Annotated in this window: 22 protein-coding genes and 1 riboswitch; of the genes, 3 read left to right on the top strand and 19 right to left on the bottom strand. The window is 47.8% G+C overall.

Annotated elements, in window-relative coordinates; genetic code table 11:
• Positions 1-209 precede the first annotated feature (209 nt).
• The 7 genes from BN1234_RS05935 to BN1234_RS05905 form a co-directional block, all read right to left on the bottom strand.
• On the bottom strand, positions 210-986 hold the full coding sequence (locus BN1234_RS05935) for an NAD-dependent epimerase/dehydratase family protein (protein WP_054955740.1): 777 nt from the start codon (positions 984-986) through the stop codon (positions 210-212).
• A gap of 231 nt (positions 987-1,217) precedes the next feature.
• A complete protein-coding gene (locus tag BN1234_RS05930) occupies positions 1,218-2,003 on the bottom strand; it encodes an endonuclease/exonuclease/phosphatase family protein (protein WP_245640106.1) in 786 nt (261 codons plus the stop codon).
• Entirely contained in the window at positions 2,000-2,890 is an 891-nt protein-coding gene (locus tag BN1234_RS05925; protein ID WP_054955738.1) for a metallophosphoesterase family protein, read from the bottom strand. The genes BN1234_RS05930 and BN1234_RS05925 overlap by 4 nt, the downstream gene beginning before the upstream one ends.
• Positions 2,891-2,920: 30 nt before the next feature.
• Positions 2,921-4,060 carry a nucleotidyltransferase domain-containing protein gene (locus BN1234_RS05920; protein WP_054955737.1) on the bottom strand — a complete coding sequence of 380 codons (1,140 nt, stop codon included), beginning with the start codon at positions 4,058-4,060 and terminating at the stop codon, positions 2,921-2,923.
• Positions 4,061-4,103: 43 nt separating this feature from the next.
• Positions 4,104-5,486, bottom strand: a complete 1,383-nt coding sequence (locus tag BN1234_RS05915) for a methyl-accepting chemotaxis protein (RefSeq protein WP_170307994.1) — start codon at positions 5,484-5,486, stop codon at positions 4,104-4,106.
• 432 nt (positions 5,487-5,918) lie between these two features.
• A complete protein-coding gene (locus BN1234_RS05910) occupies positions 5,919-7,313 on the bottom strand; it encodes a DL-endopeptidase inhibitor IseA family protein (RefSeq protein WP_054955735.1) in 1,395 nt (464 codons plus the stop codon).
• 269 nt (positions 7,314-7,582) lie between these two features.
• Positions 7,583-8,968: an MATE family efflux transporter gene (locus BN1234_RS05905; RefSeq protein ID WP_054955734.1), complete on the bottom strand. Its 1,386-nt coding sequence runs from the start codon at positions 8,966-8,968 to the stop codon at positions 7,583-7,585.
• Between the two features lie 221 nt (positions 8,969-9,189).
• Between BN1234_RS05905 and BN1234_RS05900 the strand changes: the two genes are divergently transcribed.
• Complete coding sequence (locus tag BN1234_RS05900; protein ID WP_054955733.1) at positions 9,190-10,305, top strand: copper amine oxidase N-terminal domain-containing protein; 1,116 nt, start codon at positions 9,190-9,192, stop codon at positions 10,303-10,305.
• A 110-nt stretch (positions 10,306-10,415) separates the two neighbouring features.
• Here BN1234_RS05900 and BN1234_RS05895 read toward each other — a convergent pair whose 3' ends face one another.
• From BN1234_RS05895 to BN1234_RS05880, 4 genes are all read right to left on the bottom strand, one after another.
• Positions 10,416-11,300 (bottom strand): NUDIX hydrolase, encoded by an 885-nt coding sequence (locus BN1234_RS05895; protein WP_054955732.1) that lies wholly within the window; start codon positions 11,298-11,300, stop codon positions 10,416-10,418.
• A gap of 65 nt (positions 11,301-11,365) precedes the next feature.
• The gene (locus tag BN1234_RS05890) at positions 11,366-12,379 is read right to left on the bottom strand and encodes an AAA family ATPase (RefSeq protein WP_054955731.1); all 1,014 of its coding nucleotides are present in this window, start codon (positions 12,377-12,379) and stop codon (positions 11,366-11,368) included.
• Positions 12,376-13,059 (bottom strand): nicotinamide riboside transporter PnuC, encoded by a 684-nt coding sequence (gene pnuC / locus BN1234_RS05885; protein WP_054955730.1) that lies wholly within the window; start codon positions 13,057-13,059, stop codon positions 12,376-12,378. The genes BN1234_RS05890 and pnuC overlap by 4 nt, the downstream gene beginning before the upstream one ends.
• A gap of 186 nt (positions 13,060-13,245) precedes the next feature.
• On the bottom strand, positions 13,246-13,848 hold the full coding sequence (locus BN1234_RS05880) for a TetR/AcrR family transcriptional regulator (protein WP_054955729.1): 603 nt from the start codon (positions 13,846-13,848) through the stop codon (positions 13,246-13,248).
• Positions 13,849-13,944: 96 nt separating this feature from the next.
• Here BN1234_RS05880 and BN1234_RS05875 point away from each other — a divergent pair, with 96 nt between their 5' ends.
• Both BN1234_RS05875 and mraY read left to right on the top strand, forming a co-directional pair.
• Positions 13,945-14,724 (top strand): alpha/beta fold hydrolase, encoded by a 780-nt coding sequence (locus BN1234_RS05875; protein ID WP_054955728.1) that lies wholly within the window; start codon positions 13,945-13,947, stop codon positions 14,722-14,724.
• An 82-nt stretch (positions 14,725-14,806) separates the two neighbouring features.
• Positions 14,807-15,757, top strand: a complete 951-nt coding sequence (gene mraY / locus BN1234_RS05870) for a phospho-N-acetylmuramoyl-pentapeptide-transferase (protein WP_054955727.1) — start codon at positions 14,807-14,809, stop codon at positions 15,755-15,757.
• Between the two features lie 331 nt (positions 15,758-16,088).
• On the opposite strand, the gene BN1234_RS05865 is transcribed toward mraY, so the two are convergent.
• The 8 genes from BN1234_RS05865 to BN1234_RS22900 form a co-directional block, all read right to left on the bottom strand.
• Positions 16,089-17,738 carry an S-layer homology domain-containing protein gene (locus BN1234_RS05865; RefSeq protein ID WP_170307993.1) on the bottom strand — a complete coding sequence of 550 codons (1,650 nt, stop codon included), beginning with the start codon at positions 17,736-17,738 and terminating at the stop codon, positions 16,089-16,091.
• 99 nt (positions 17,739-17,837) lie between these two features.
• Positions 17,838-18,377 (bottom strand): cupin domain-containing protein, encoded by a 540-nt coding sequence (locus tag BN1234_RS05860; RefSeq protein WP_245640105.1) that lies wholly within the window; start codon positions 18,375-18,377, stop codon positions 17,838-17,840.
• Positions 18,378-18,611: 234 nt separating this feature from the next.
• Positions 18,612-19,244, bottom strand: coding sequence for a DUF998 domain-containing protein (locus tag BN1234_RS05855; protein ID WP_054955724.1), 633 nt, complete (start codon positions 19,242-19,244; stop codon positions 18,612-18,614).
• Between the two features lie 30 nt (positions 19,245-19,274).
• Positions 19,275-20,081 (bottom strand): alpha/beta fold hydrolase, encoded by an 807-nt coding sequence (locus BN1234_RS05850; protein ID WP_054955723.1) that lies wholly within the window; start codon positions 20,079-20,081, stop codon positions 19,275-19,277.
• Positions 20,082-20,267: 186 nt separating this feature from the next.
• Entirely contained in the window at positions 20,268-20,696 is a 429-nt protein-coding gene (locus BN1234_RS05845) for a YciI family protein (protein WP_245640103.1), read from the bottom strand.
• An 11-nt stretch (positions 20,697-20,707) separates the two neighbouring features.
• Positions 20,708-21,967 (bottom strand): RNA polymerase sigma factor, encoded by a 1,260-nt coding sequence (locus BN1234_RS05840; protein WP_054955722.1) that lies wholly within the window; start codon positions 21,965-21,967, stop codon positions 20,708-20,710.
• Complete coding sequence (locus BN1234_RS05835; protein ID WP_054955721.1) at positions 21,964-22,398, bottom strand: YciI family protein; 435 nt, start codon at positions 22,396-22,398, stop codon at positions 21,964-21,966. Before BN1234_RS05835 ends, BN1234_RS05840 begins: the two co-directional genes overlap by 4 nt.
• Positions 22,399-22,677: 279 nt before the next feature.
• On the bottom strand, positions 22,678-22,800 hold the full coding sequence (locus BN1234_RS22900; RefSeq protein WP_281177638.1) for a hypothetical protein: 123 nt from the start codon (positions 22,798-22,800) through the stop codon (positions 22,678-22,680).
• Positions 22,801-23,533: 733 nt separating this feature from the next.
• Positions 23,534-23,624, top strand: a riboswitch (cyclic di-GMP riboswitch).
• Positions 23,625-23,635 lie beyond the last annotated feature (11 nt).

The following is a 23,635-nucleotide window of genomic DNA, read 5'->3' as shown; positions in this document are numbered from 1 at the left end:
CTAACGGATTCTGATATAACCTTACATTTATAATTCTAGACGGAGTCACACTCCAAAAACTAGAAAAACATCTTTACATCCGTTGTATTATCTTTACCTGGAAATTGACGCTGAGATTTTCACGGTATGCTAAAGGGCCGCCAAAATGGCGGCCCTAAATTAGAATTATGCTGTACTCGTACTCTTTCATTTTTCGTACACATGAGTGGCTACTGCTGCTGTCCCCCCTGATAGATCGTTTCATCCTGAGCGACTTTCCGTCCTTCTGCCTTGGCCTGCTCAAGCAGCTTTGCTGCGTCATCCTGAGGCTTGTAACCAATCAACTCCTCCAGATAATCTATGTTGTAATAGTTATCACGATTGGCCGAGGTGCCGTATAAATTTAAATATTTCAGCTCGTCATCAGCTTCTATACAGCAAACGACCAGCTCAAGCATATCACGCTCGGATATCCATATACGCCCCGCACGCTCTGAATGGGGACGGTTGTCTCCGGGAAAGTTGCCTATGCGAATATTGATTGAAGAGATCTTCCCTTGGTCTGAATAAAGCCTGCCGAGCAGCTCGATATAGCATTTGCTGAGCCCGTAAAAGCTGTCCGGACGGTACGGGTCATCCGGCTCTACCTTCTCGCTTGTCTTGTAATAACCCGTCGCATGATTGGAGCTGGCGAATACAAGGCGGCGAACACCATTTTGCACGGCTGCCTCGAATAACTTGTATGCTCCGCTCACATTTCCCTCCAGCACCTTACCGAGAAAATCATCGTTGTCCTTTATCCAGGCAAAATGGAGCACCGTGTCAATTCCTTGCGTCAGCTCGGCCAGCCGCGCCTCGTCATCGATGTCCAATTGTACAATGCCCTGCTCCTCGTCGGCTTGTATATCCGCTCCGACAATGTCATACCTGTTGTCCTGCTTAAGCCCCTTAAAAAGCACATTCCCTATGGTACCCGCCGCACCTGTTATTAATAGTTTGCGCTTCATTCGTTTCAAACCCCTTTCTAATCTCATCGTCATGAGATGAACTGTGTTGTTAGTACTTACCCGTTAGGAGAAGGATATATGCGGGAAATCTTCTCTTTCCGCCCCCATGGACATCTCCCTATCCAGGCAAAAAGAAGAACACCGCTCCTGTATTGAGGAACCGTGTTCTTCTTTTTGCCGATGCTACAACGATCAGCCTGCTAATCTCCCGGGCAGGTTCACTTGGCCTGCCTAAGACCACTCACACCTGATCGGGTAATGATCAGACAACCCGTCTACATGCGCATCACGAACGATGGAAGCAGCCGGCCCTCGCTTCCGCAAGGATTCATTGACCAAGACATAATCCAGCCTCAAGCAAGCTGCGTGCATATGATCTTGATTAACGGAAGTTGGAACTGAATATTGAAAAGGAAGCTCTCTCTCTTGTCCGCTATGATGTCCTGCATCCGACAAGCCCGCGTCAAGCAGGATTTGCATTGGCTTATAATTAATCATTCCTCCGTGCATAAACTTCTTCCTCAACCTATCTTCCTGTGCGAGTGTATGAGCGATGCCGCATTCCATGTAGAACGGTTCATCATGCGGCGATAACGTATTAAGGTCGCCCATCACGAGCAGTGGTTCGGTGATGCTTCGGACGATCCCGGCAATGTATTCCGTCTCCCGTTCCCGCTTCAAGGAATCGGACGGACACAGATGGGTAATCAGAAAATGCACATCATTGACCTTCACATGGAGCAAGCCATGGTGGAAGGGCTCCTCTGTCCTGCTAATGATCTCAATCGGAAACTTCGATACGAGCCCAACATAGTATTTACTCCTATGCGTCTCATACACGTAACTGTAGCCGTACCCCCAACGGAGAGCATAGGAAGCGAGCTTGCTCTGTATCCAACCATTTAACTCATTAAATCCGATGACATCATAAGGCTGCGAGGTGATCCAGGAGTCAAGGCCTGCTAACCGCTCCTCGTCCTGGCATCCATCTAAGACATTGTACTGCAGGATATTCATTCCCACTTGAACACCGCCTCCCTGTCTTGTCTTCTTCCCTGAACGTAGCTGCGATCTACCCTGTAGTCGGGCATGAAGTCAGCGCTTTGGCTTGATTTCAATGGCGATTGGATCGGCAGGCTTCTGGTCTCTACCTGAATCCGGTTCTGATTGATTTCAATGATTTTGTATTCAAACGGAGTCTCGATTAAAGAGCTGGATGATAGAAGCAGTCCACCTTCCACATGGTATAGCGAATTAATATGGTTATGACCGGACAGCACGCACTTTAGCTGCGGATACCTATCCATCAGATCAAGAATATAGCGGCGAAAATCGCTGTCCACCTCATGAATGACTTCCATGAGACCGGTTTGTTCCGGCATCACACCGAAAACCGGATTATGTACAGCCAGCAGGTGAATGAGATCGGGATCTCTGCGGATATCAGCTTCCAACCTGCGCATCTGATCCTCCGTATAGAACGGATCCTGTGCCTGCTTCCAATAGTACAACTGCTCCCGGTCCCACTGATTTGGCATCACGTGCAGCATAACCCCGTTGACCTGGACCTGATAATCCAGCGCCTTGCCTGAAGCGAAGAATCCAGGTGCGTGCTTAAGCCATAGTTCCGCGGCATCCGGTCGGTCGAGGTCATGATTGCCGACAGACAAATAGAGCGGAACATCAAATTGGAAAGCTTCCCTTGCCATTTCAATCGTATGCTCTGAACAGCCGTGCACCATATCCCCGCCGTGCAGGATGAAGTCGATTTCCGACTCCTCCTTGAGTATATGACGGATGCCATCCAGCAAATGGCCAAGTTGATCAGGATAGGCAGGCTGCTGCTGAAACCCTGCACCATTCGATCCCAAATGTGTATCAGTGATGTACAAAAATCGAACCATATCTCCACCGCCCTCTGCTCACTATGATGTTTACTTCGTTCGTTCCCCTTCATCAGACCATCTGTTTTTGTAAAATGATTCAAATTCCGGAACAGAGCCGAATTGGTTCATAGGCACTCCTTCTGTGTTGAGGTGATTCTCTAACTTTTCAATAAGCTGTAGAACAGCTAATCGCAACGGTTCGAAATCGGACGGATCCAGAAGCGCGGCAAGATCGGGATAACCATAACGAACATAAAACTCGCGGTGCTCGCCTAAATCAGCAATACCTGGCCAACGTCCCTTTTCTGCTGCGTACAAAATTCGGGATAACGCGTCTTGTACTCCGGCAGCAACGAAGAAGGCTGTTTCGTAATGGCCTTTTTCACACGCGGTTAACAGTTTGTTCAGGACTGCCCTTTCCTCTTCATAGTACCCCTTCATTCGTTCTTTATATGAGCGAATCCCCTCTTGTTTGTTGTGCCGCTCCGATATTAGGCGAAGTGTATCAGCAGTCAAATTCTCGCACGCTGACATCAATTCATCAGGAACGGTGCTGAACATAATAATATCCAGGTATTGATCCAGCTGTTCCGGCTTCATAGGCAGATTTCTGACTTGCTCACGATAGTGGCCCCAGCTGCGCTTATAGTAGATTTGATTCAAGAAGCCGAGAGCCTTGAAAATGTTTCCCGAAATTGCTTGAGCCTGGATTCGTAAATAGGATAAATCCCCGGAATTTTCGGTAAGCCGCATTTTAGCTATGCTGATCAGACAATCTTTTAGAACAGACTCGGCTTGGCTGATCATCGCAGACGTTTTGGATTCATCCCCCATATTGGAGATCGTCTCGCGAAGTTCCATGAATCTCGCAAGATCATTCTCTGATCGGACATACAAAAGTTCACAGTCTGCTATGATTGTCGTGTTCCACTCCTCAGATCTTGCCATTCTTTCAGCACGATCCCATCCGATTGGCCAGAAATCAAATCCGATGCCGTCGATGATAAACTGGCATTCCACTTGTCTGCCTCTCTCCGTGGCTGGAATGAAGAAGAAATCCAAATCCGATCGTTCCGTCGCTCTGCCCTGGAGATAAGACCCGTAATACCCCACAATCGCAACATCTTGGGGGTAATGGTTCTTAATGTGCTGGACAATAATTTCAGCTACCGCAAAGACATCAACCATCAGAATATCTCCCTGGGGATATAAATTACGGTTTACCATAACACTACTTCACAAGATCGCTAAGCTTTCCTGTTATTTGACTCAACTCCTCAATGCTTTCCACGATATCGTTAACGCGGCTTTTCTGAACATCGGCGCTGGCCAATACCTCCTCGACCGATGCAGCTGATTGCTCCGTCACGTTTGCCACAGCGTTCATCTGATCCGTGACCTGCTTCGACGAAGCAAGCAATTGCTCGTTCATGGCATTAAGCATCTCAGCCTGCTCCAGCACTTCCTCCGAGTTTTGCTTGATACTCGCGAAAAATTCAACCGCGTTCGTCACCGATCTGGAGCCGGACTGAGCAGCCTCCAGCCCCTGCTCAACGCTCTCGGCGGCGTGGCCAATCTTCTTCTGAATCGATCCAAGGCTGAGCGCAATATTTTCCGACGCCATATGAGCATTCAACGACAGCTTGCGTATCTCCGTGGCAACGACGGCAAACCCTCTGCCATTCTCACCCGCTCTTGATGCCTCAATCGAAGCGTTTAAGGAGAGGAGGTTCGTCTGATTGGCAATTTCGCTTATGGAAGCGACGATTTCACCGATTTTCTCATTTTCCTCGTTGACTTCATTTATGATACCGGCCGTTTCTGTCACGCTATGATCGATCTCCGCCATATTTTTTGATAGCTGCTCCATATTGGCTTGACCAAGCGTGGTAATCTGTGCCGTATTGCGCAGTTTTTCACTCATGCTGACTGAAGCGCCTGTCGCATTCGCAACCACCTTGTTAACGTCCTCCATCGCTTCGGATACATCCGATACGCTGCCCGCTTGCACTTCCATACCACTGGCAATTTCATGGAAGGCGGTCGTAACCTCTTCGGAAATTTTCCCGGTAACCCCCGCGTTGGAAGAAAGGTTTTGAGCCGAGCGGCTTAATATTTTGACTGAAGTCGTAACCTCACTCAGCACCTTATCCGTGTGCCGTCTGGCTAATTCCGATTCTTTCGCGCCCGCCTCGATTTTCTTGGTCAATTTAGCACCGATTTGGCCCTGGAAGGCAAGCGTAACGAGCGTCAGAATCAGAAAGGCGTTCGCGCCGATTGGATCGATTGTGGTATATCCTTCATGCGTTTGCAAGAAATAATTAAGCGCAACAACGGAGATCCCGCCGTATACAATAAGCGGGCGAATATTATGATAAATCGTAACGATTGCGAGTCCCAAATAGATGATCAGCGAATTGTGGTATCCCACTGACACATAAATAAACCCGATTGCGATAACGTTCAATCCGACCGCGACGACATACATTAAATACGGCAGCGCGATGCGCCTCCAAAGCATAACCGTGCAGACGAGAGCGACCACGCCTCCGATTTCCGCTAGCATCAACATCTTCGCAATCGACTCGTAGCTTGCTCCAATGCCTAAAATCAAAGCCCCCCATAATAAACAGACCATTAACTTATTGCGTTGATATAGTTCACTTCCCTGGTCAACCACCCGTGTTCACTCCATTCAATTCGATGAAATCACCTCCTATGATTCGAGAAAATTTTACCAATTCCTGCTTTTTTAGATTAGTAGGTACAAAATAAACATCCATAAGCAAAGTGGCGTAACAGAAGATTTTCGACATATCCAATCGTGCAAGTAACCGTAATCACAACGGTGAGAGGAAAATGGTCTGCGATTTGGAAGGAGCTATTATGGAGGGATTATCACCAAAATTCGAGGTAAACGCGTCTTTCGTCCGCGAATTGAAATGCAATGTTCATGGGGATGACGCTTATACTTAAAAAGGGGTAGTCCCCGTGCAGCCCGAAATACTCCTGTCGGGACTATTTAAAGCAGCCAGCAGGCCTCTGCTTATCGAATCTCACGAATATCTTCGTCAATTCTCCAACCGGATCCTTCTACATAGCTAAAGCCGATGTTCATCGTCTTTTTATCAGAACCGCCTGCTGGTACGATATAGCGAAACGTTTTGTGATTTTTGCTTTCTCCAGTCAGTTCTATCTTGGCATTCGCCCAATCAAGAATGCTTCCCCCATCGGCGTTCGGCTGAGCCAAACGTCCATCTTTCTCGGCTAAATTGCCTGACGCCAGTTGGCTGCTCAAGAACCGCTCAACGCGCTCCTTGGTGTACACTTCCTGCAAATAGGCGCTCAGCTTCGCCTTGGTGTCAAGGTCATTGCCCATCCATCTGTAATGATCGCCTTTTCCTTTAATTGAGAACTCCTTGATAGCCCCTCCATTCTTATAGGTTCCACCGGAATTCATATACCAGTAATGAGAGACCGCCTGAAGCGCAAGCTTTCTTGCATCCTCTACGGTAAATGACTGCGGTGAAACCGCACCATTATTAGTTAAGCCGCTTCTCGGCAGCGCACCCTCGATTTTCACATTGTCGACAACCCATTGTTTGCCGCCTTCCAGGGCAAGTGAAATAGTAAGCCGTACGGGCTTATCAGGTCCTGCCGAGGTTGCCGTATTAAGGGTGACCTCGATCGTTTGATGAGTGCTGTCCACCGAGGTTTGCTTGTTGATTTTCCAACCGGTAATCCATGGGCTGGATACACCCGTTACCCAATTCAAGCTCTCAAAAGGCTTCAGCATCCGCTTCTTCATTTCCTTCGAGAAGGCAGCATACTGAATAGACGCATTCCGGTGCTGCAGTCCAAATAAGTAAAGCTCTGCCGCCTGCCCCGCATCGGTCAGGATCAGCTCCTTCGACGGGTGCGGTGACACTGGGTCCAGCAGCTTAAAACCAAGGACGGTGTCCAGCTGCTTCAGCATTTTCTGTGTCTCTTTGTAGTCCGCTCCTTTCATCGCAGACGCGAAAGGGCTTTCGCTCGGTTTATGCAGCGCATAGACAACTTGCTCTGTGCGGCCGAGCTCCTTGAAAAATCCGTTCTTCTGCCAAACACCCCAATGTTCTTTAGCAATCCATTCAACGCTGAATAGAAATTCGCGTTTTAACGTGTTGTTTGAAGAAGTGTAATAAAACACGACTGCGTCTTTGCTCTCCTGGGCCGTTAATTTCTTCTCCCACGAAGAGGGCAAGCTTATTGTGAATCGATCGGTTTTATAGGTATATCTCTTTTCCAAATCGTATTTCTGTACAGATACAGCACCTGGACTGCCACTGTTCTGGGCACCCTTTGCGCTGGTGTCTGCTTTTGCCGCCTGCAAACTTTGAGGTGTTAACAATGCCCCAATTAATACCGTAAACATCAAACGCTTACCCATTCGTAAATTCATTTTCATATCCCCTTCACTTATACGTTTTAAATTCAAACAACGGTCCATGGCTCCGTGTTCATCCATATAAACGCACAGAAATGAAAAAGGTAACATCAAAACGAAAAAAAATTTTTCACGTTGTTTTTAGGTACCCGATTTAGCATAGTTGATGCGGATATTTATTACCCGAACTCCATACGGCGCAAGGTAAAAGAAGAAAGCCTCCGTTTCGGAGGCTCGATCTTCATCTCATATCATTACGGCTGCCCGCACACGCAAACCCTGAATTATGCCACAATCTTATCATCCATATCAGAAGCCGGCTTTACCAGCGCCTTCTTCTCCCAAGCCCGGCTTCTCCAGCGCAGCAGCATCATGATCCCGCGCAGCCACTCGTCCACCGCAAAAGCAATCCATATGCCAAACAGCCCCATCCCGAAATGAACGCCAAGTGCATAAGCAAGCGGCACCGATATTCCCCACATCGAGATGACACCCATCAAGACGGGAAAACGTGCGTCCCCGGCAGCACGCAGCGAATTGATAATAACCATATTGAAGGTCCGCCCGGGCTCAATCACAATGGAAAGCAAGAAAATACTTGCTCCGAGCACAATGATATCAGGATCATTCGTGAACAAACTAATCAAATCATGCCGGAATATCACCGCTATACCAACGATGGCCAGCGTCAATACAAAGCTGACCTTCACGCTTTTCATAAGTCGCCTGTAGGCAGCATTCATCTCTCCCGCGCCCACCATTTGCCCAACAATAATCTCGGTCCCTGCCCCGATCGCCATCGCCAGGGCCATAAAATAGTTCGATACATTCATCACGTAAACATGCGTGTTTAGTGCCGTAAAGCCAATAATATTCACGAAGCTCATGATCATAAGGTACTGCGACTGCCAGGAAAGATGCTCCCCCGCAGCAGGCAGGCCAACGCTTATAATCTGCTTCACATAAGGACCATTCCAGGTAACGTAATCCTTTCGCCGAATCGGTGCAGGAATCCGTCGGTACAAAATGAAGAACAGGACGATGATACCAAGCAGCCGGCTTACGACCGTTGATATGGCCGCCCCTGTCACACCCCACTCCGGAAATCCCATGTTCCCGAAAATGAGCAAATAATTACCTGTCACATGGATTAGATTGACGCCTAGCGTCACGAACATAACACTTTTGGTATGGCCGTTTGCCCGAATTACGGAAGATATCGCATACGACAGTGCCTCAATCCAAATAAAGCCGCCGATGATTTTTAGATAGTGACTTGCGATTCCGATTTGCTCGGGGTCAAGGTTCATCAGCACCAGGAGAGACTCTCCAAAGAAAACGAGCAGGATGCTAACGAGGATTCCGAAAATCAGGTTCATCGTAATCGCCAATGCAGCGATCCGGCTCGCCTCTTGTTCCCGCCGGGCACCGATATACTGGGAAACCGCCACGCTGGTGCCGATTCCGACGAACCCGAACATCATAATACAGAAGAAGATAATTTCGTTGGCCAAGCCTACAGCGCCCGTTGCCTTGTCGGATATGCGGCTTAACATAAACACGTCCACTGTACCCAGCATCATCCGAAGTACAGAATCGATGAATATGGGCCAGGTAACGGCAAATAGGCTAAGTTTTTTCCATGATGGAATATGGTCTGTCTGGGTCACATTTCTCAAGCTCCTATTATGTCTATTCTTTAATGCTTTCCCAGTGTATCTCCTGCGGGAAAAAACGTCTATCTAAAATATCCCATGAAAAGAAAACAATCCAATTTTCAGAATGCCCCGTGATAAACCGGGCCAATCGGGTTAATGAAATGTAAATGCTCCAGCTTCAAAGCAAGTCCCCTACATAACCAAAACGCCACAAAGGATGGTGCATAAGCTTTATGAAGAAAAAATTGGCTTTATCTGGTCTCATTACAGCTACTGCTGCTTCTTTGATGTTCAATCCTACGTCCAGTGCTGCTGAATCGACACAGCAATCCGTTCAATTTCAAATGGACCAATTATCTTATTCCGTTGAATCGGATAAACACTTGTTGGAGACTGCGCCCTTCGAGCTGCACAGTCATTCCATGGTGCCCTTGAGAGAAATGGCCCTCTCGCTCGGATCCCAAGTAACATGGAATCAAACCGATCAGTCAATCACTTTATCAGGTCGGTCGTTTAGAGATATTACACTAACGATAGACTCCAACATTGCCGTTAATGCTCATGGAGAACAAATACAGCTTCCGGAGCATGTAAGACTGGTGAATGGCCGTGTGTTTGTGCCTGCCAGAAGCGTGGCTCTTCTTATGAATGCCAAGCTTGTATGGGAGCCTGGCTCCCGAACGGTTACCGTCTCGCAGCACTTAGATTCCGCCGATCCTATATACATAAATTATGATTTTAATAAAGACGAGCAGGGTTGGAAAGGCGGCTTCTCGGAATTGCCGGTTGACTATAATCCGGACACCTATGAACTTAAACATACGAGAGAGCTTATCCCTCTCCCGGAACAGCAGGAACCGAAATACGGTTTGAAACTGTCAGGTATCAATCAAAATGGGGATTTATTCATGTTCCTTTCCCGGGGTGTAGGCGGCCTTAAACCAAATACCGACTATGACGTGAAGATGAATTTCGCTATGTACACAGATCAGAAAGCGGGGTCAGACGGAGTCGGTGTAGCCCCGGCTGAATCTGTTTTTGTAAAGGCTGGCATTGTAAATAAAGAACCGCAAGCATTAACCGTGAAGGATGCAGAAAACCTGTATTATCGTATGAATCTTGACATCGGATACCAATCTAGCAATGGAGAGAATGCTACGGTGATTGGCGATATTCGAAAACCAGATCCCGGTAAAGAGGGATTTCAGCGAGTGGACTTTGATTATAGCGCTACAGTAACGACCGATGCACAGGGTAAGATTTATTTATTAATTGGTACACACTCCGGGTTTGAAGGCTTAAGTACATTGTATTACAGTGATATACAGGTTACTGCGACGCCGAAGTGATGCGATGTGACCTGAATTGATTTGAAGAATTATTGGTTAAAAAAGAGCTGCCATGATGCAGCTCTTTTTAGCTTGTAGGGGTCTCCGCGTCTGGATTGGACCGGCCCATATTAATCCTCCAAATTTCTCCGGTACAGGCGAGATGGCCTGTGCCCCGCATTTTCAGTGTAATGATCGGTCTCCGCAACGAGATTGGCCACCTTACGCCGAAAGGCCGCTTTCAAAAGCTCTTTATCCAAAATCACCTCATAAACCTGCTGCAACTCCGTTAAAGTAAAAAGCTTCGGCATCAAATGCAGCGCAATATCGGTATAATTCACTTTTCCCCGCAGCCGCTCGATAGCATATGCAATGATCTTCGCATGGTCGAAGGCTAATCCGTCATTCGATACAATTTCATAATCCGTGCCGGTCGATGCAGCCTTCACTGTCAACGTTTTCGTCACTACCGCCGAAAGCTCCTCTTCACCGCTTAGCTTGAGTTCGTACTCCAGCGTCTTGACGTATCCGTCTTCCATCAGCTCCTTCTGCTCCCGCAGCAACCGATAAGATACCTTGAACCAAGCAGCGTCAGTCGCATCGTCACCCGCCTTAAGCTCCAATCTGTCGCTATTAATCAGAGCCATATAACTGCAGCTCATCACCCAAGCTCGGGGATCGCGTCCGATATCACTGAACGTATACAACTGCTCCAAATAAACGTCGTCCACACCCGTTTCTTCACGCAGTTCCCTTACCGCAGCCTGCTCAGTCGTCTCGTTCGGATGAACAAAGCCGCCAGGCAGCGCCCATTTGCCCAGGAAGGGATGACCCCCCCGGCGAATGAGCAGAATGCGGAGTTCTTTTTCCGGCAGCTTGCGATAGCTGTCTGCCTCCGCATCTGTAACGGTGAAGATAACCATATCCGCGGCTACCGAGGGTCGCTCGTAATCTCCTGCCCGGTAACGCTCCAAAAACTCACGTTCCGTAAGCCCATCGCGATCCAACCATTCCAAGTGGGTTCGCCTCCTTGATTTTGGATTCTTAATTCGGAATCATTTACCCCTGCCTGCATCTTATTCTAACCATTCAGCAGCTCCCCGAAATAGTTTCGGTAGGGCTCGAACTTCGCCAACACCTCATCTACCTTGTGCATCCGTTCCTCAAGACTCCCCCGCAGTGTAATGTAGGGAATACGCCGCTCTTTCAAGTCCGCGATAATCTGTTTATGAAAAACATGCCGCTTCTGATCCCCGCTGCGGTCCCATGTATCGTCGTAAGGAATATCGTCATCGCATAGGAAGAACAGATCGTAGCGCTGCGCATTCTCCAGGGCGATCCGGGTTAATAGCTCCGGGGCTTTACCGTGATAGTCCATTGCGAACATATATGTCGTAATCGCATTGGTATCAACGAACAGAAACCGGTTGGCCGCAAGCAAAGCCTGCTCCTCGCGCTCGATATGACCCACTGCAATTTCATTGAACGCTTCCAGGCCGATTCTCCGGTCCACCTGATGCTCGGTCCAGTAATCGCGTCCGTATTCGCTCGCATAGGTCGTGCCGTACTGCCGTGCCAGTGCCTCAGTGATCGTCGATTTACCCGTCGACATCGCTCCAACGAATACCACCTTCGTGATCAAGTCCCTGTATACGATATCACTTACGAACTCCCTGTACTTATAGGGATCGGAGCGAACCATCGTCGCTGAGACCGGAACCCGCTTGCGGGCTTCATCTACCCGCCGGTCTACTGCACCCAAAGCGAGGCTCATATGCCCGCCGTAAAACTCACTTGAGTAAAAATGCGTAACTTTCTCACCGTTCAGTAAACCGAGTATATACTGTTCTTCCCGAATTTCATGCTCCCTGTCATCCGAATATCCGTCCGGTCCATCCCAAGCCTCGATTACCCGAACTCCCGGGTAGAGCTTTCGAATCCAGTTCGCCCGGATATGAAGCGGAATCGAGGTGACGCTCGTCTCGTAAATGACCACGATCAGCTCATCGACCTCTTGCAGGGCCGTTTCGATCATGAACTGATGCCCCTTATGCAGCGGGGCAAACTTCCCAAGCGTAAGTCCAAGCGTTTTCATGCTGCAGCCACCTCCTTGGCCCCTTTGTTCCAATTGTAATAGCCGTATACCGCATTAACCAAATACGCGCTCCACATCACGATCATCAGCAATCCCTCACCGCTTCCGTCCAGCGTCCGAATCACCCACAGCAGCACGGTAAACAGATTCAACACGATATAGACGAGCCATTGTTCCTTGAACCTTCGAACCATTAAAAAGGTTGCAACAACGGACAGCACCGTCGTTGTGGCATCGATGTAAGGCGAGTTCTGCCCCGGAATGAACGAAAGCCCGAATCCCAGCAGCAAACAACTTAATACGCAGATCATCCCCACGAAAATCAGACCTCTGAGCTCCATCTGACGCATGACCAGCTTGCCGTTGTCTTGGCGGTTATTTTTCCACATGTAGAACCCAATGACATTCATAGGAACGAAGAACAGCAGATTCAGCATAACCTCCCCAAACAACCCGTTAATATAAGCCAAATAGGCATAACCGAAGGTATTATACATACCGAATACATAACTCATCAGACTGCCCTTCGCCGCAAGCACCACACATAGCACACCGGTAATAAAAACCGTAAACCCGAATAAAGAGTCCTTTAAAATCACCGTAAACCCGATAGCGATTGAGGTGAACAACACCAACCACGTTATTTCGAACAGGTTCCATCCACCCGCAGCCTTCTTCACATTGCATCCCTCCGCATTCTCTAGTTATTTAAAGAACAAAAGGCATAACACTTAGTACCTTTTTGTTAATAACACTTTGTTACTATCAAAAATAACAGAAAAGTCTGCGCAGGGCAAGTGAAAATGACCATGTAACGCAGGCTGGATTTTTCATTTTTAATGAGAGCCGTTCACAAGGAGGGAAACTTATAGCGATATGTCCAGAGAACGCTCGCCTACGCCATTGAAGAAAATCACAAACAGTTCCTTGTACATCTGCCGCTTGCGATTTTCATCCTGTTCCTCTCGCAGCCTCTTTAGTGTCTCACTGCTGAACAGACTTATATAAAACAGAATGGTATCGGTGGAGAGCGAACTGTTAAGGTATCCAAGCCGTTTACCTTCCTCAATAAAAGCGACGAACAATGGAATCAGCTTCGCTTCATATTCTTTGATGATTTCCGCCATTTCAGGGACCTCGGAGAGAAACGTATCTAGAAATTGAATGTGGAGGTTGTCGAATGCGCTAGAGCGAAGCAGCAGCTGTTCCAGCTTTTCCTGATACGGAAGTTCCCCTTCACAGAAGGCTTCAAACTCCTTCAAGTATTGATCCAAATAATTGGCGACAACGTCTCGAGTCAGTTCATCCTTGCTTCCGAAGTAGTTGTAAATCGTTACTTGCGAAACACCTGCAGCCTCCGCAATCGCTGCAATGCTGACATTGCGCAGCCCATGTCTCATATATAACTCAGTAGCCGCCCCGCAAATCGCTTGGCGCTTCTGTTCTCTTCGTCTTTCGAATCCATTCATATTGCACCCCGATACCATTAATATCATTACAATACTTCAAGATATGAAATATATTCCAACAAATATTTCATAATTAGGTTGAAGAGGTGAGTACACATGGCAACGTTCAAAATAAACGGCACTGATATATATTACGAAGAAAAGGGAAGCGGTCCCGCAATTATTTTTACGCATGGCCACTCGATGTATCATAAACAATGGGTGCCGCAAATTGATTATTTCTCCAATTCATATCGGACGGTTGCATGGGATGTTAGGGGGCATGGAAATTCCTCTTTGCCGGAGGGCGAGGTTGATCCGGAGCTTTTCAGCAAAGACTTAGCCGCACTAATGGATAAACTGGAGCTTCCGTCTGCCATTTTGTGCGGGTTGTCGATGGGCGGGCATATTTCGTTGCAGACTGCTGTCCGTTACCCGGAGCGTGTACAGGCGCTTGTGTTGATCGGCACCCCGTTCACGAATACGTTCAATTGGTTTGAAAAGACTACCGCTCCGTTCAGCCGCCTCGCCACACGTCTAATCCCTCTGAGAACGACGGCCAAGCTGACAGCAGATGCACTCTCGAAAATCACGCCTTCTAATCACGATTTTGTCATGGAAGCGTTCGGATTGATGACACATCGCAATTTCATACGGCATTGGGCCGGTAATCTGCGTATGGAAAGTAAGGACGATTTGGAAAAGGTGAAATGCCCAACCCTCATCTTGTACGGTGACAAGGATAATATGGTCGGTCGGCAGCAGGCCGAGTTAGGGGCACGAATTCCAGGTGCAATCATACATCAGATTCCAAACGCGCATCATTTGACGAATCTGGATAATTCAGACGAAGTCAATCGTAGAATAGAAGATTTTTTAAACGGCTTAAGTGGTTAACTCGCAAGAGGAATATTTGTCCAACATCTTGAATTACAATAGATTAAGGGTACTTATCCATAATGAAAGTGGGGCTTTTAGCATGTTTGGGATTTTCGGGGTTTCTGGTCTTTCGTTCTTGCTTGTGGCGTTTACTACACCACTACTCATATGGGGCTTGCGCGTTCTAAATCTTACACAGCCCATTCGATCTGAGTTGCCGCCTGATCATCAAGCCAAACAGGGAACACCGCTGATGGCCGGACTGATCTTACTTATCGGCGTGGTAACTTCATTACAGTTTCACCCCACCCCATTGATGATCTTCTTATGCGCTACATTTCTCTTATTCAGTTCGGTCGGCTTTATGGATGATTTCAAAAAGGCAGCATGGCAGGACCCATCCGGTATCTCCGGAAGGACAAAGCTTGTGTTCCAATTCGCTTTTACTGGTGCGCTGCTATTCATATTGTTCCGTTCGTTTTCGCTGACAAGTGACATTACGTTGTTCCAAGGGTTTCAGCTGCAACTGCCCGTTTCCGTGTATATCGTAATCATGCTCCTGTTTGTGGTTGGTTCAGCGAATGCTATCAATTTTACGGATGGTCTGGACGGGTTATTGATCAATGTTGCGATCCCCACTTATTTTTTCTTCTTTATGATCTCGGACAAACCTGAAGTACAAGCATTTTCACTAGTCATGATTGGCTGCCTGCTCGGTTTATTTCTCTACAATATTTATCCAGCCAGGGCGTTTATGGGGGATACGGGATCACTCGCCATTGGTGGTTCGCTTTCCTTCTTAGCCGTTATTGAAAAGGTTGAAATTCTAATTCCCATTCTGTTTTCAGTCTATCTCGCAGAACAATTGTCCGTCATTTTGCAGGTCTGGTACTATAAACGCACAAAGCTTCGCTTGTTCAAAATGGCTCCGATTCATTATCATTTCAGCTTAAAATATGGCTGGAGCGAGAATAAGATTGTCATGGTATTTGGTTTCATCTCATGGGTATCTGTTCTTATATGCTGGATCATTTGGAAGTTTGTCCTTTAGAGCAATAACCAGACGTCCCTTTCGTAAAAATTTTTTGTCATATTCCAAAATATAATAATTATAATTTCGGTTAGATGAGATCGATTGATTAACTTACCTAAGTGAATCTTAATCTATGATGCTTTTAGAGTCTAGCCTGCGTGATGTATATACACTCTTTGTGAATGGGCGGCGTGAATAACAACAAAAATAAGCCACAGCTCCCCCTCTCAGCGTATGCGCTAAGGGTAGACTGCAGCTTAATGTTCGCTGTCTCTTTTCATACCGATTATCTCATCATTTATAGAGCGAAAAATTAAAGAGCACCTAATTAGGTGCCCTTTAATAACCTCTAGCGTGTTTCTAGTACGTCCTCGTCATAGATGTTGGAGGCCGCTTGGATATCGCCATACGCCCAGAACCCTTCGGAAACGTCGCTCCACTTGGTAGCGATGCCCGTGATCGGCTTACGCCCAAGAAGCTTATTCAGAATAGCAACGGCCTCTGCCCTTGTTAATGGTGAATTGGGACGAAACTCGCCGCTTGCATAGCCGTTCATCATACCGGAGGCTTGAACCTCGGCGATAGCGGCTTTGGCCCAGTGATCTCTCACATCTGTGAAGACGGCCTCATCCACCGCTGAGCGTTCGATGAACCTCGCTGCAATGGTGGCCATCTCGGCTCGCGTGATCGTCTTGCCGGGCAGGAAGCTTCCGCCTGCTTGCCCGATCATCCAACCATTCGCCGATACGAGGTTAATCGCATCCTTAGCCCAATAAGATGCATCGACATCGTTGAATCTGATCCCCGATGAGGTGTTCACGCTGCGATCTTCGAAGATGCGGGAGATCGACGTGTTCGGTCGGAACGTGCCATCCTTATATCCTGTAATGTAGGCGGCTTGATGCTTGATGTTCAATGCATCCGAGCGAACGATCACGAACGTGCTGAAACGATCGATTGCGAAACGAATCCCCTTTTTGCCAGACTTGTCATAGGTGACAACATGACCTCTCAGCAGCTCAACCGTACCGTCACTATGCTTAATGAATACGGCAAGATTATTCGCATCCACCTCGCTAATGTTCAAGTCACTCAGAGGAAGAATAATCTCCGACTGCAGTCTCGATGCGTTCGTCTCAATCACGACTGGAATGTCGACAACAGAAATCGAGGAGCTCCCAATTCGTTCAAGCACAGAAGGCTCGGTTGCAATCAAATGCTGAAGATGGGACCGTTCACTCTCCGAATGGACTGGGGCGATCCTGAATGTAATACCTCCACTGATCCCCGCCAAGGCATCCTTCGATAGATGAATGGTTCCCTTGCTCGTGATAATCTCAAGATCAATTCCTGCATTTGCTAGCAGTGCGACTGCATCCTTCTGCAGATTCATCGTCCATTCGGACACTTCATTCTTATCATCTGTAAGAACCAACCTTGCCTCAGAGGATTTCTTTCCCGCCAAAGCAGCTCTGAGTTGTTCCACTTGCTGCGCGGTCATGATAATCTTGTCCTTCTTCCTGCCCGATGCATCCGTGGTACGGGTAATCGTCACCGTCAGCAGAACGTCTCCATGTTCATTCTGTATGGAGGATTGAATCGTCTGAACATTAGATGATGAGGTCATAGGGTAGCTGACTATAGGGTAGTCAACGTTCGGTGAGTCTCCGCCTCCCGTGTTTCCGTTTCCACCATTGCACTGTGTACACGGAGGAATAACTATGATGCCTGCAGTCGATGGAATCGCAGCCTCTGCAAGAGACAAATCCGCATGGGTTCCATCACTGCCCTGCACATTTCCTCCGTCCAACTCGATAGCACCGATGCTAATGCCATCGGGATCCAAATCTCCACTTTGTACCGCATAGCGGAAAGTTAAGGCCGCTGAACCACTTCCGCTTACGTAGTACGCTTGCCGTGTAGCGCCACCGATATCCAGCGCCAGCACCGGTGAGCCAGTTACCATCACGGGTTCACTAAACTGAACGATGAAGTCCAACTTCTCCGGAATTACTTGTCCTTACCACCATTCTTCCATCCTTTCGCATAGAAAATCATCGGTTGTTGGAAGCCGCCATCGCTTCGCTGTTCATCCCATTCAGAATTCCCCTCCCGTATACTTTTCTAGTACAGCATAAGCTCCCTTTTTACGGGCACGTTTGACTATGAGTCCAAAAAAATAACGTTGAAGCCAGAGTGGAATACCCACGATCAGTGTGTTTTGTAATGTTAATACTAAAGCGGAATAGGCGAGTGATTTGGGGTTGCCCTTCTCATCTGTTAATCCATCGTCCATAAGCCCGTAATGAATGCGGACTGATTGCTCGAAGTTGCTTGGTGGCGTTAGTCGAACGCGGAATACAACAGGAATATCGTGATTGTTGGTGAATGTATGTGGTGTTCTAATTGGGGCAATACGACGATCTCCCACTTCTAACAAGTGCTTTGTCTTTCCTAAGGTAACTGTGAGCTTACCTGAAATTACTTCAAACTCCTCTTCAAAGCGATCATGAATATGTAGGGGTGGACCTTTGCCACGTGGAGGCAGTGCAACTTCAATTAATAAATATTCACCTCTCGTATCCTTTGCTGTTTCTAAAAATGTAATTTGTTCACCTGTTACTCTATTCGTAACCATCTGTTCCACTCATCATCGCTCCTTGTGTTCATCCAATAAAGCTCCAAAACAACGGACTGAAGTTTCTTGACCGTCATCGCACAACAAAAACTCCTATCATTCAACTCCACCTAGACATTGTAGAGAGAATTATAGGAGTTTGTAGTCATACGAAAGTAGTACGCCGCAAAGAAAAGAACGATAAAAACGTTGAGTTTCCATATCAAAGTCCGATTTAACCAAAGCACCAAATAATTAGTAAGTTTCGTTCAGCAGTCGGACGGCTAGGGCAGAAACCCAACCGAAAGCGACCATCCCGGCAATCCCCATGATAACCCCGATCCAACTGTTGATTCCCATACCCACCACAATTAGTAATGGCGCGAGTATTGAAGCAGAAATACAGTAAGATCTCCAACTCCGTTCGCCTTGTGCACCGAAACGCCGGGCGAATACCAACATTGCGACAATTAGGCAGATGAAGGATGTGAAGAATGCCATGGAGTGGACCGCCGCTTGACCGCTCATTGACATCGGCATTCCTTCAGGGGCACCTGCAGGAAATCCTAAACCGGGGTCGGGTTTAAAAAGTCCTGCCATGATCATACCGATCCCATAAACTCCAATCAGCCAGGAACCCGCCCTGCCTGCTCCTCTCATGAGTAAACTGCGTGCCCCAATGGCTGCCAATACAGCCAGTGATCCCGTGACGATGAAATTAGCACTTTGAATCCAACCCAAGTCACCCAAAGTAAGCGTACTAATTGCATGAAGCTTGATATTAAATCCGGTACGGGTAAATGCCTGTGCGATTGCAATGATATAGAACAGCGGCGCGGAGATGGCTCCTCCAAGCAATAATATCCTGGTTGTGGTCATATTCTTCATTTAAAAATCCTCCCTTTCTTATCATCAATTCTATTGAAAAAAATCCTTTAGCTCCGTTGCGATGATTGTGGCATTCAGTTGCTTCGTATGGCCGAGGCCTTTCTTACTGATCAGCTTCGCATCAGGCAGTGCAGCAGCAACCGACTGTGCACCGCTGCGCAACCAGGCAGGACTTTCGGTTCCTTCAAGCACCGCCGTTGGCACCATAACTGAATTGAACAATCGTGCAGGCAGAGGTTTTCCGCCCATGTACCCATCCATTAGAGCAGCATCGTAGGGAAGCGTGTGAGCAACCCCCGTAAGCTTCGCCCATACCCCCGGCATCATGCGCATCATCGTGATGATGAAGGAAGGGGCTCCCATCCCTTTGGTCATAAAATACTTAACGGCTTCCGATCTGCGATTGTCCTGAATAAGTCCTGTTACATGCTCGAGAAAATCCTTTGGCGGCTTGTGATCCACATCTCCTGCGACAAAAGGAGGTTCATGCAGGGCCAATTTCTTGATATTGACTCCCTCGGATGCCGCTTGAAGAGCAAGAACGGCCCCCGACGATAATCCCCATACGAAGGCGGATCCGCCTGCTGCATCATCGATCATAGCCCGAAGGTCTTCAATCTCGCGTGTTGTGCTATAAGGTTTTGTATCTCCGCTATCACCGCGTCCGCGGCGGTCGTAATTAAAGACTGTAAAATGCTCTGCTAACAATTTCGCCAGCTGTACCGTTCCAGGGAAATTCCGATAACTAAACGCGCCGCCGATCAGAATGAGCGCTGGCCCTTGTCCTGTTTTGTCATAAGCAATCCGGGTTCCGTCTTTTGAGGTTACAAAGTTCATGTTCCATTCTCCTCTTCTTGGTTATCCATCTTGGTTTTTCTTGCTTCTATAATGACGACGAACTACTGACGGTTAAATCGACACATCCAGAAAATTATTTTTTCATGATGGTCAATGAAACGAGTCTCCAATAAAAAAACCGCCCTTTAAGGGCGGCAAAAGCCAATGTTTATAGCACCTCATTTTTTATATTCTCTTTAACATGTCGATGTGGCTCAGCAGCTCATACTCCAAGGCAGCGTCCTGAATCTCAGCTGAATGGTCAAAGAGCTGTCGTAGCTCAATGACACCATCTCCGTATCCACTGGGATCAGGCATCCTTTTTGCCCATTTTAACGCTTCCTCTCTGGAGTTGACGTCAATGATCGTGTATCCCGCTGTTAGCTCGTTCACTTCGTTCAGTGGACCCGGAATGAATTTCGGCTCGCCGCTGAGCTTGTTGTATGAGATTCGCAGCCCGCTGGAGCTTGGATAAAAATGTTCAGAGCTCTGCAGCACGCCGGCTGCCGCCAACTCCTCATGAAAGGCGTTCATCGCATCGACGCTCTCCTTGCTTGGACGAACACCGGCCTCCGAAAACTTAGTTGCCTTGGTTATAAAAATAAAACGCATCATTGTTCACCCTCTTATCCATTTGTCTTACATTCGGCAGCCCGGCTCAGCAGCAGTTCTTTCTCCTGCTCATTACGGACGAGGGACGCTGCGCGTCTATATGCTTCATAGGCCTCCGCCCTGCGACCCAGCTTTTCCAGAAGGTCGCCTTTCACGCTAGGCAGCAAATGGTATTCCTTTAAAGCCGGCTCAGCTTCCAGATGTTCAACAAGTTGAAGGCCAAACTCAGGACCGAATGCCATCGCAATGGCCACCGCACGGTTCAGCTCAACTACAGGAGAAGGCATTGCCCGCGACAATGCTTCATAGAGTGCCGCAATGCGCACCCAATTCGTTTCAGAAGCGGTACGCGCCTGAGCATGGCATGCCGCTATCGCTGCTTGCAGCGCATACTTGCCCAATGGACGACCGATCGATTGTGCACGTTCTAACGCTGCGATCCCCCGCCGGATCAGCAGTTGATCCCATAGCGCGCGATTTTGATCCATAAGAAGAATCGGCTGACCCGTCGGCGTGACCCTTGTCTTGAATCGTGAGGACTGGATTTCCATAAGCGCAACCAGGCCATGCACCTCGGGTTCTCCAGATGCGATTTCCGCGAGGATGCGCCCCAACCGCAGTGCCTCCTGGCAGAGAAGCGGACGAATCCAGCTCGTTCCCGAGGTCGCCGCATACCCTTCATTGAATAATAGATAAATCACCTCAAGAACGGTCTCTAATCGTTCCTGCAGCTCACTACCCGCCGGTACTTCAAACTCGGCCCTGATATCCTTTAATGTTCTCTTTGCACGCAGGATACGCTGGGCGATGGTAGGTTCCGGGACAAAAAAGGCACGTGCAATCTCACCTGTCGTCAGCCCGCCCAACAACCGAAGCGTCAGCGCGATCCGCGCTTCCCGGGAAAGGACAGGATGACAGGTCATAAAGATCAGCCGCAGAAGGTCATCCCCGATTTCCCCATCCAGGGCGTTATCGAAATCTTCCTCGCTGAATAAATCAACATTCCGGCCAACCTCCTCGTATTTCCGGTCACGAACCTTGTTCCTTCGAATGAAGTCGATCGCACGGCGTTTCGCTGCGGTCATGAGCCAGGCTCCGGGGTTCTCTGGAATGCCGGTTTCCGGCCATCGTTCAAGCGCAATGACAAGCGAATCCTGCGCAAGATCCTCTGCCAAGCCGATATCGCGGACCATTCTTGTCAATCCGGCAACGATTTTCGATGATTCGATACGCCAGATCGCTTCTATCGTACGGCGAGCAGCAGAGTCTGTCACGAACGGGCGCGCCTTCTGAGCTCTTCGCTTAATGCAGTATGTTCATCCAGCAGATCAGGGCTATCCGTCAGCTCATGACCTTCGAACACTTGGCGAAGTTCAATTTGTCCCTCGCCGGATCCGTGAGGGTCGGGCATGCGCTTCGCCCATTCAATCGCTTCTTCCCGTGAACTTACCTCGATCAGGGTATACCCAGCGATAATTTCCTTCGTTTCACTGAATGGCCCGTCCACAACGACCGGTTTGCCCCCCGGTTCCAGGTAAGATATCCTGATGGCGTTCGAACTCGAATGCAGACCGTCTGCCGCAAGCAGTACACCTGCTTTGGCCAACTCCTCGTTATACCGCATCATAGCTTCGAATAACTCCGGTTTTGGAGGTATACCCATCTCAGAATCTTTTGTTGCTTTTACGATCATCATAAACCGCATTTGTATCTTCCTCCTCTTTGGATTGTTTAGCCAATAATACAACCTTGATTACCTTTTGTACCTGGCCTCTATATACACAACGAACAACATTTGAGTACATCGACATCAAGCAAAAATAAATTCATAAAGTTCTTCATTTAGATTCTCCATACATTTCCTATTCCCTGTCTAAATGTCCTGAATTTCACGGTATCATCCCAGAACGAAAATGAGGGCACCCCAAGAGTACCCTTCATTATTTGAGACAAGAGTTCCGTCGCGGCGAACCATCACGGTTAATCACCCGGCCTGAGTCGCGATGAGCGTTTGTTTTTGTAATTTTGCTTCTAAATGTGCAGTAAAGCCAAGCGAGACGCCCCAGACGAGGAAAAGGGCATACCATACATAACCCCATGCAGCCATTGGACTTGCATCCTGTTCAATAAAAGCGGGGCTGATACGACACGTCCGATCGCAAATTGAAATTTTAAAACAAAGAAGCTAAAGCCCCACATGGACAACCCAATACATCCAACCCATGCAGGAACAAGCTTCAGCATCCTCGGCAACATCGCCCCCCTTTTATAAACAAATGACAAGCTGAACAGGACGGCAAGAATGGCTGCTATGCCCATAAACCAATAACCGATGATTTGAGACCATACTTCATCGGGTGCCTTTGCATAATCCCCCGGGAAACCGAACGAAATCCCAACGCCCCACCAAAAGTGCGGGAGGGCATATAACAACCCACATATGCACGCTGTATACGCGGCCCCATTTCTTTTCTTAACTATATTCATCCTTATCACCTCAACAGCGATCCTATCACCCTAAGATTAGCTTTTAGGTGACCTTATGTTTAAATTTTGTTTAATTCGATGAACCGATATGTACGGTTGTTCCATTGTTCGAGGAAACTATTTCACCTCGCTTTATCCTAAAAGTTTGGGATCGTTGAGGACGGCCCCTTTTTTCAAATAAAAGGAAACCACAAAAGAGTTTCGTTATTTCATAAAGTAGTTATATAAATAACGTGAAATCATTCACCTAATAAATCCTTGGTGAATTTAAATGGCTGTAGATGAGTTTTGATGGTGAATGTGAAATTAGTCACACAATAGTTACTATGTTAGCTTTCAACAATTTCCCATACATACATATTTGGCACACTGTTCGAAAGGGCAGGTCGCAAAGCTTCGGAGTCTAACAGCATGAGATTTGCTAATGATAGTCCGGCTGCATAAAACGTTTCGTA

This window comes from Paenibacillus dakarensis (assembly GCF_001373415.1).
Lineage (GTDB): Bacteria > Bacillota > Bacilli > Paenibacillales > Paenibacillaceae > Paenibacillus_AQ > Paenibacillus_AQ dakarensis.
The sequence above is the reverse complement of the archived record's forward strand: the minus strand, read 5'-3'. Positions and strand labels throughout refer to the sequence as shown.

Excerpts from the sequence above, each read along its gene's own strand:
- BN1234_RS05935 (WP_054955740.1), bottom strand. The coding sequence starts at position 986 with ATGAAGCGCAAACTATTAATAACAGGTGCGGCGGGTACCATAGGGAAT.
- BN1234_RS05930 (WP_245640106.1), bottom strand. The coding sequence starts at position 2,003 with ATGAATATCCTGCAGTACAATGTCTTAGATGGATGCCAGGACGAGGAG.
- BN1234_RS05925 (WP_054955738.1), bottom strand. The coding sequence starts at position 2,890 with ATGGTTCGATTTTTGTACATCACTGATACACATTTGGGATCGAATGGT.
- BN1234_RS05920 (WP_054955737.1), bottom strand. The coding sequence starts at position 4,060 with ATGGTTGATGTCTTTGCGGTAGCTGAAATTATTGTCCAGCACATTAAG.
- BN1234_RS05910 (WP_054955735.1), bottom strand. The coding sequence starts at position 7,313 with ATGAATTTACGAATGGGTAAGCGTTTGATGTTTACGGTATTAATTGGG.
- BN1234_RS05900 (WP_054955733.1), top strand. The coding sequence starts at position 9,190 with ATGAAGAAAAAATTGGCTTTATCTGGTCTCATTACAGCTACTGCTGCT.
- BN1234_RS05890 (WP_054955731.1), bottom strand. The coding sequence starts at position 12,379 with ATGAAAACGCTTGGACTTACGCTTGGGAAGTTTGCCCCGCTGCATAAG.
- BN1234_RS05880 (WP_054955729.1), bottom strand. The coding sequence starts at position 13,848 with ATGAATGGATTCGAAAGACGAAGAGAACAGAAGCGCCAAGCGATTTGC.
- BN1234_RS05875 (WP_054955728.1), top strand. The coding sequence starts at position 13,945 with ATGGCAACGTTCAAAATAAACGGCACTGATATATATTACGAAGAAAAG.
- mraY (WP_054955727.1), top strand. The coding sequence starts at position 14,807 with ATGTTTGGGATTTTCGGGGTTTCTGGTCTTTCGTTCTTGCTTGTGGCG.
- BN1234_RS05860 (WP_245640105.1), bottom strand. The coding sequence starts at position 18,377 with ATGGTTACGAATAGAGTAACAGGTGAACAAATTACATTTTTAGAAACA.
- BN1234_RS05855 (WP_054955724.1), bottom strand. The coding sequence starts at position 19,244 with ATGAAGAATATGACCACAACCAGGATATTATTGCTTGGAGGAGCCATC.
- BN1234_RS05850 (WP_054955723.1), bottom strand. The coding sequence starts at position 20,081 with ATGAACTTTGTAACCTCAAAAGACGGAACCCGGATTGCTTATGACAAA.
- BN1234_RS05845 (WP_245640103.1), bottom strand. The coding sequence starts at position 20,696 with ATGATGCGTTTTATTTTTATAACCAAGGCAACTAAGTTTTCGGAGGCC.
- BN1234_RS05835 (WP_054955721.1), bottom strand. The coding sequence starts at position 22,398 with ATGCGGTTTATGATGATCGTAAAAGCAACAAAAGATTCTGAGATGGGT.
- BN1234_RS22900 (WP_281177638.1), bottom strand. The coding sequence starts at position 22,800 with ATGGCTGCATGGGGTTATGTATGGTATGCCCTTTTCCTCGTCTGGGGC.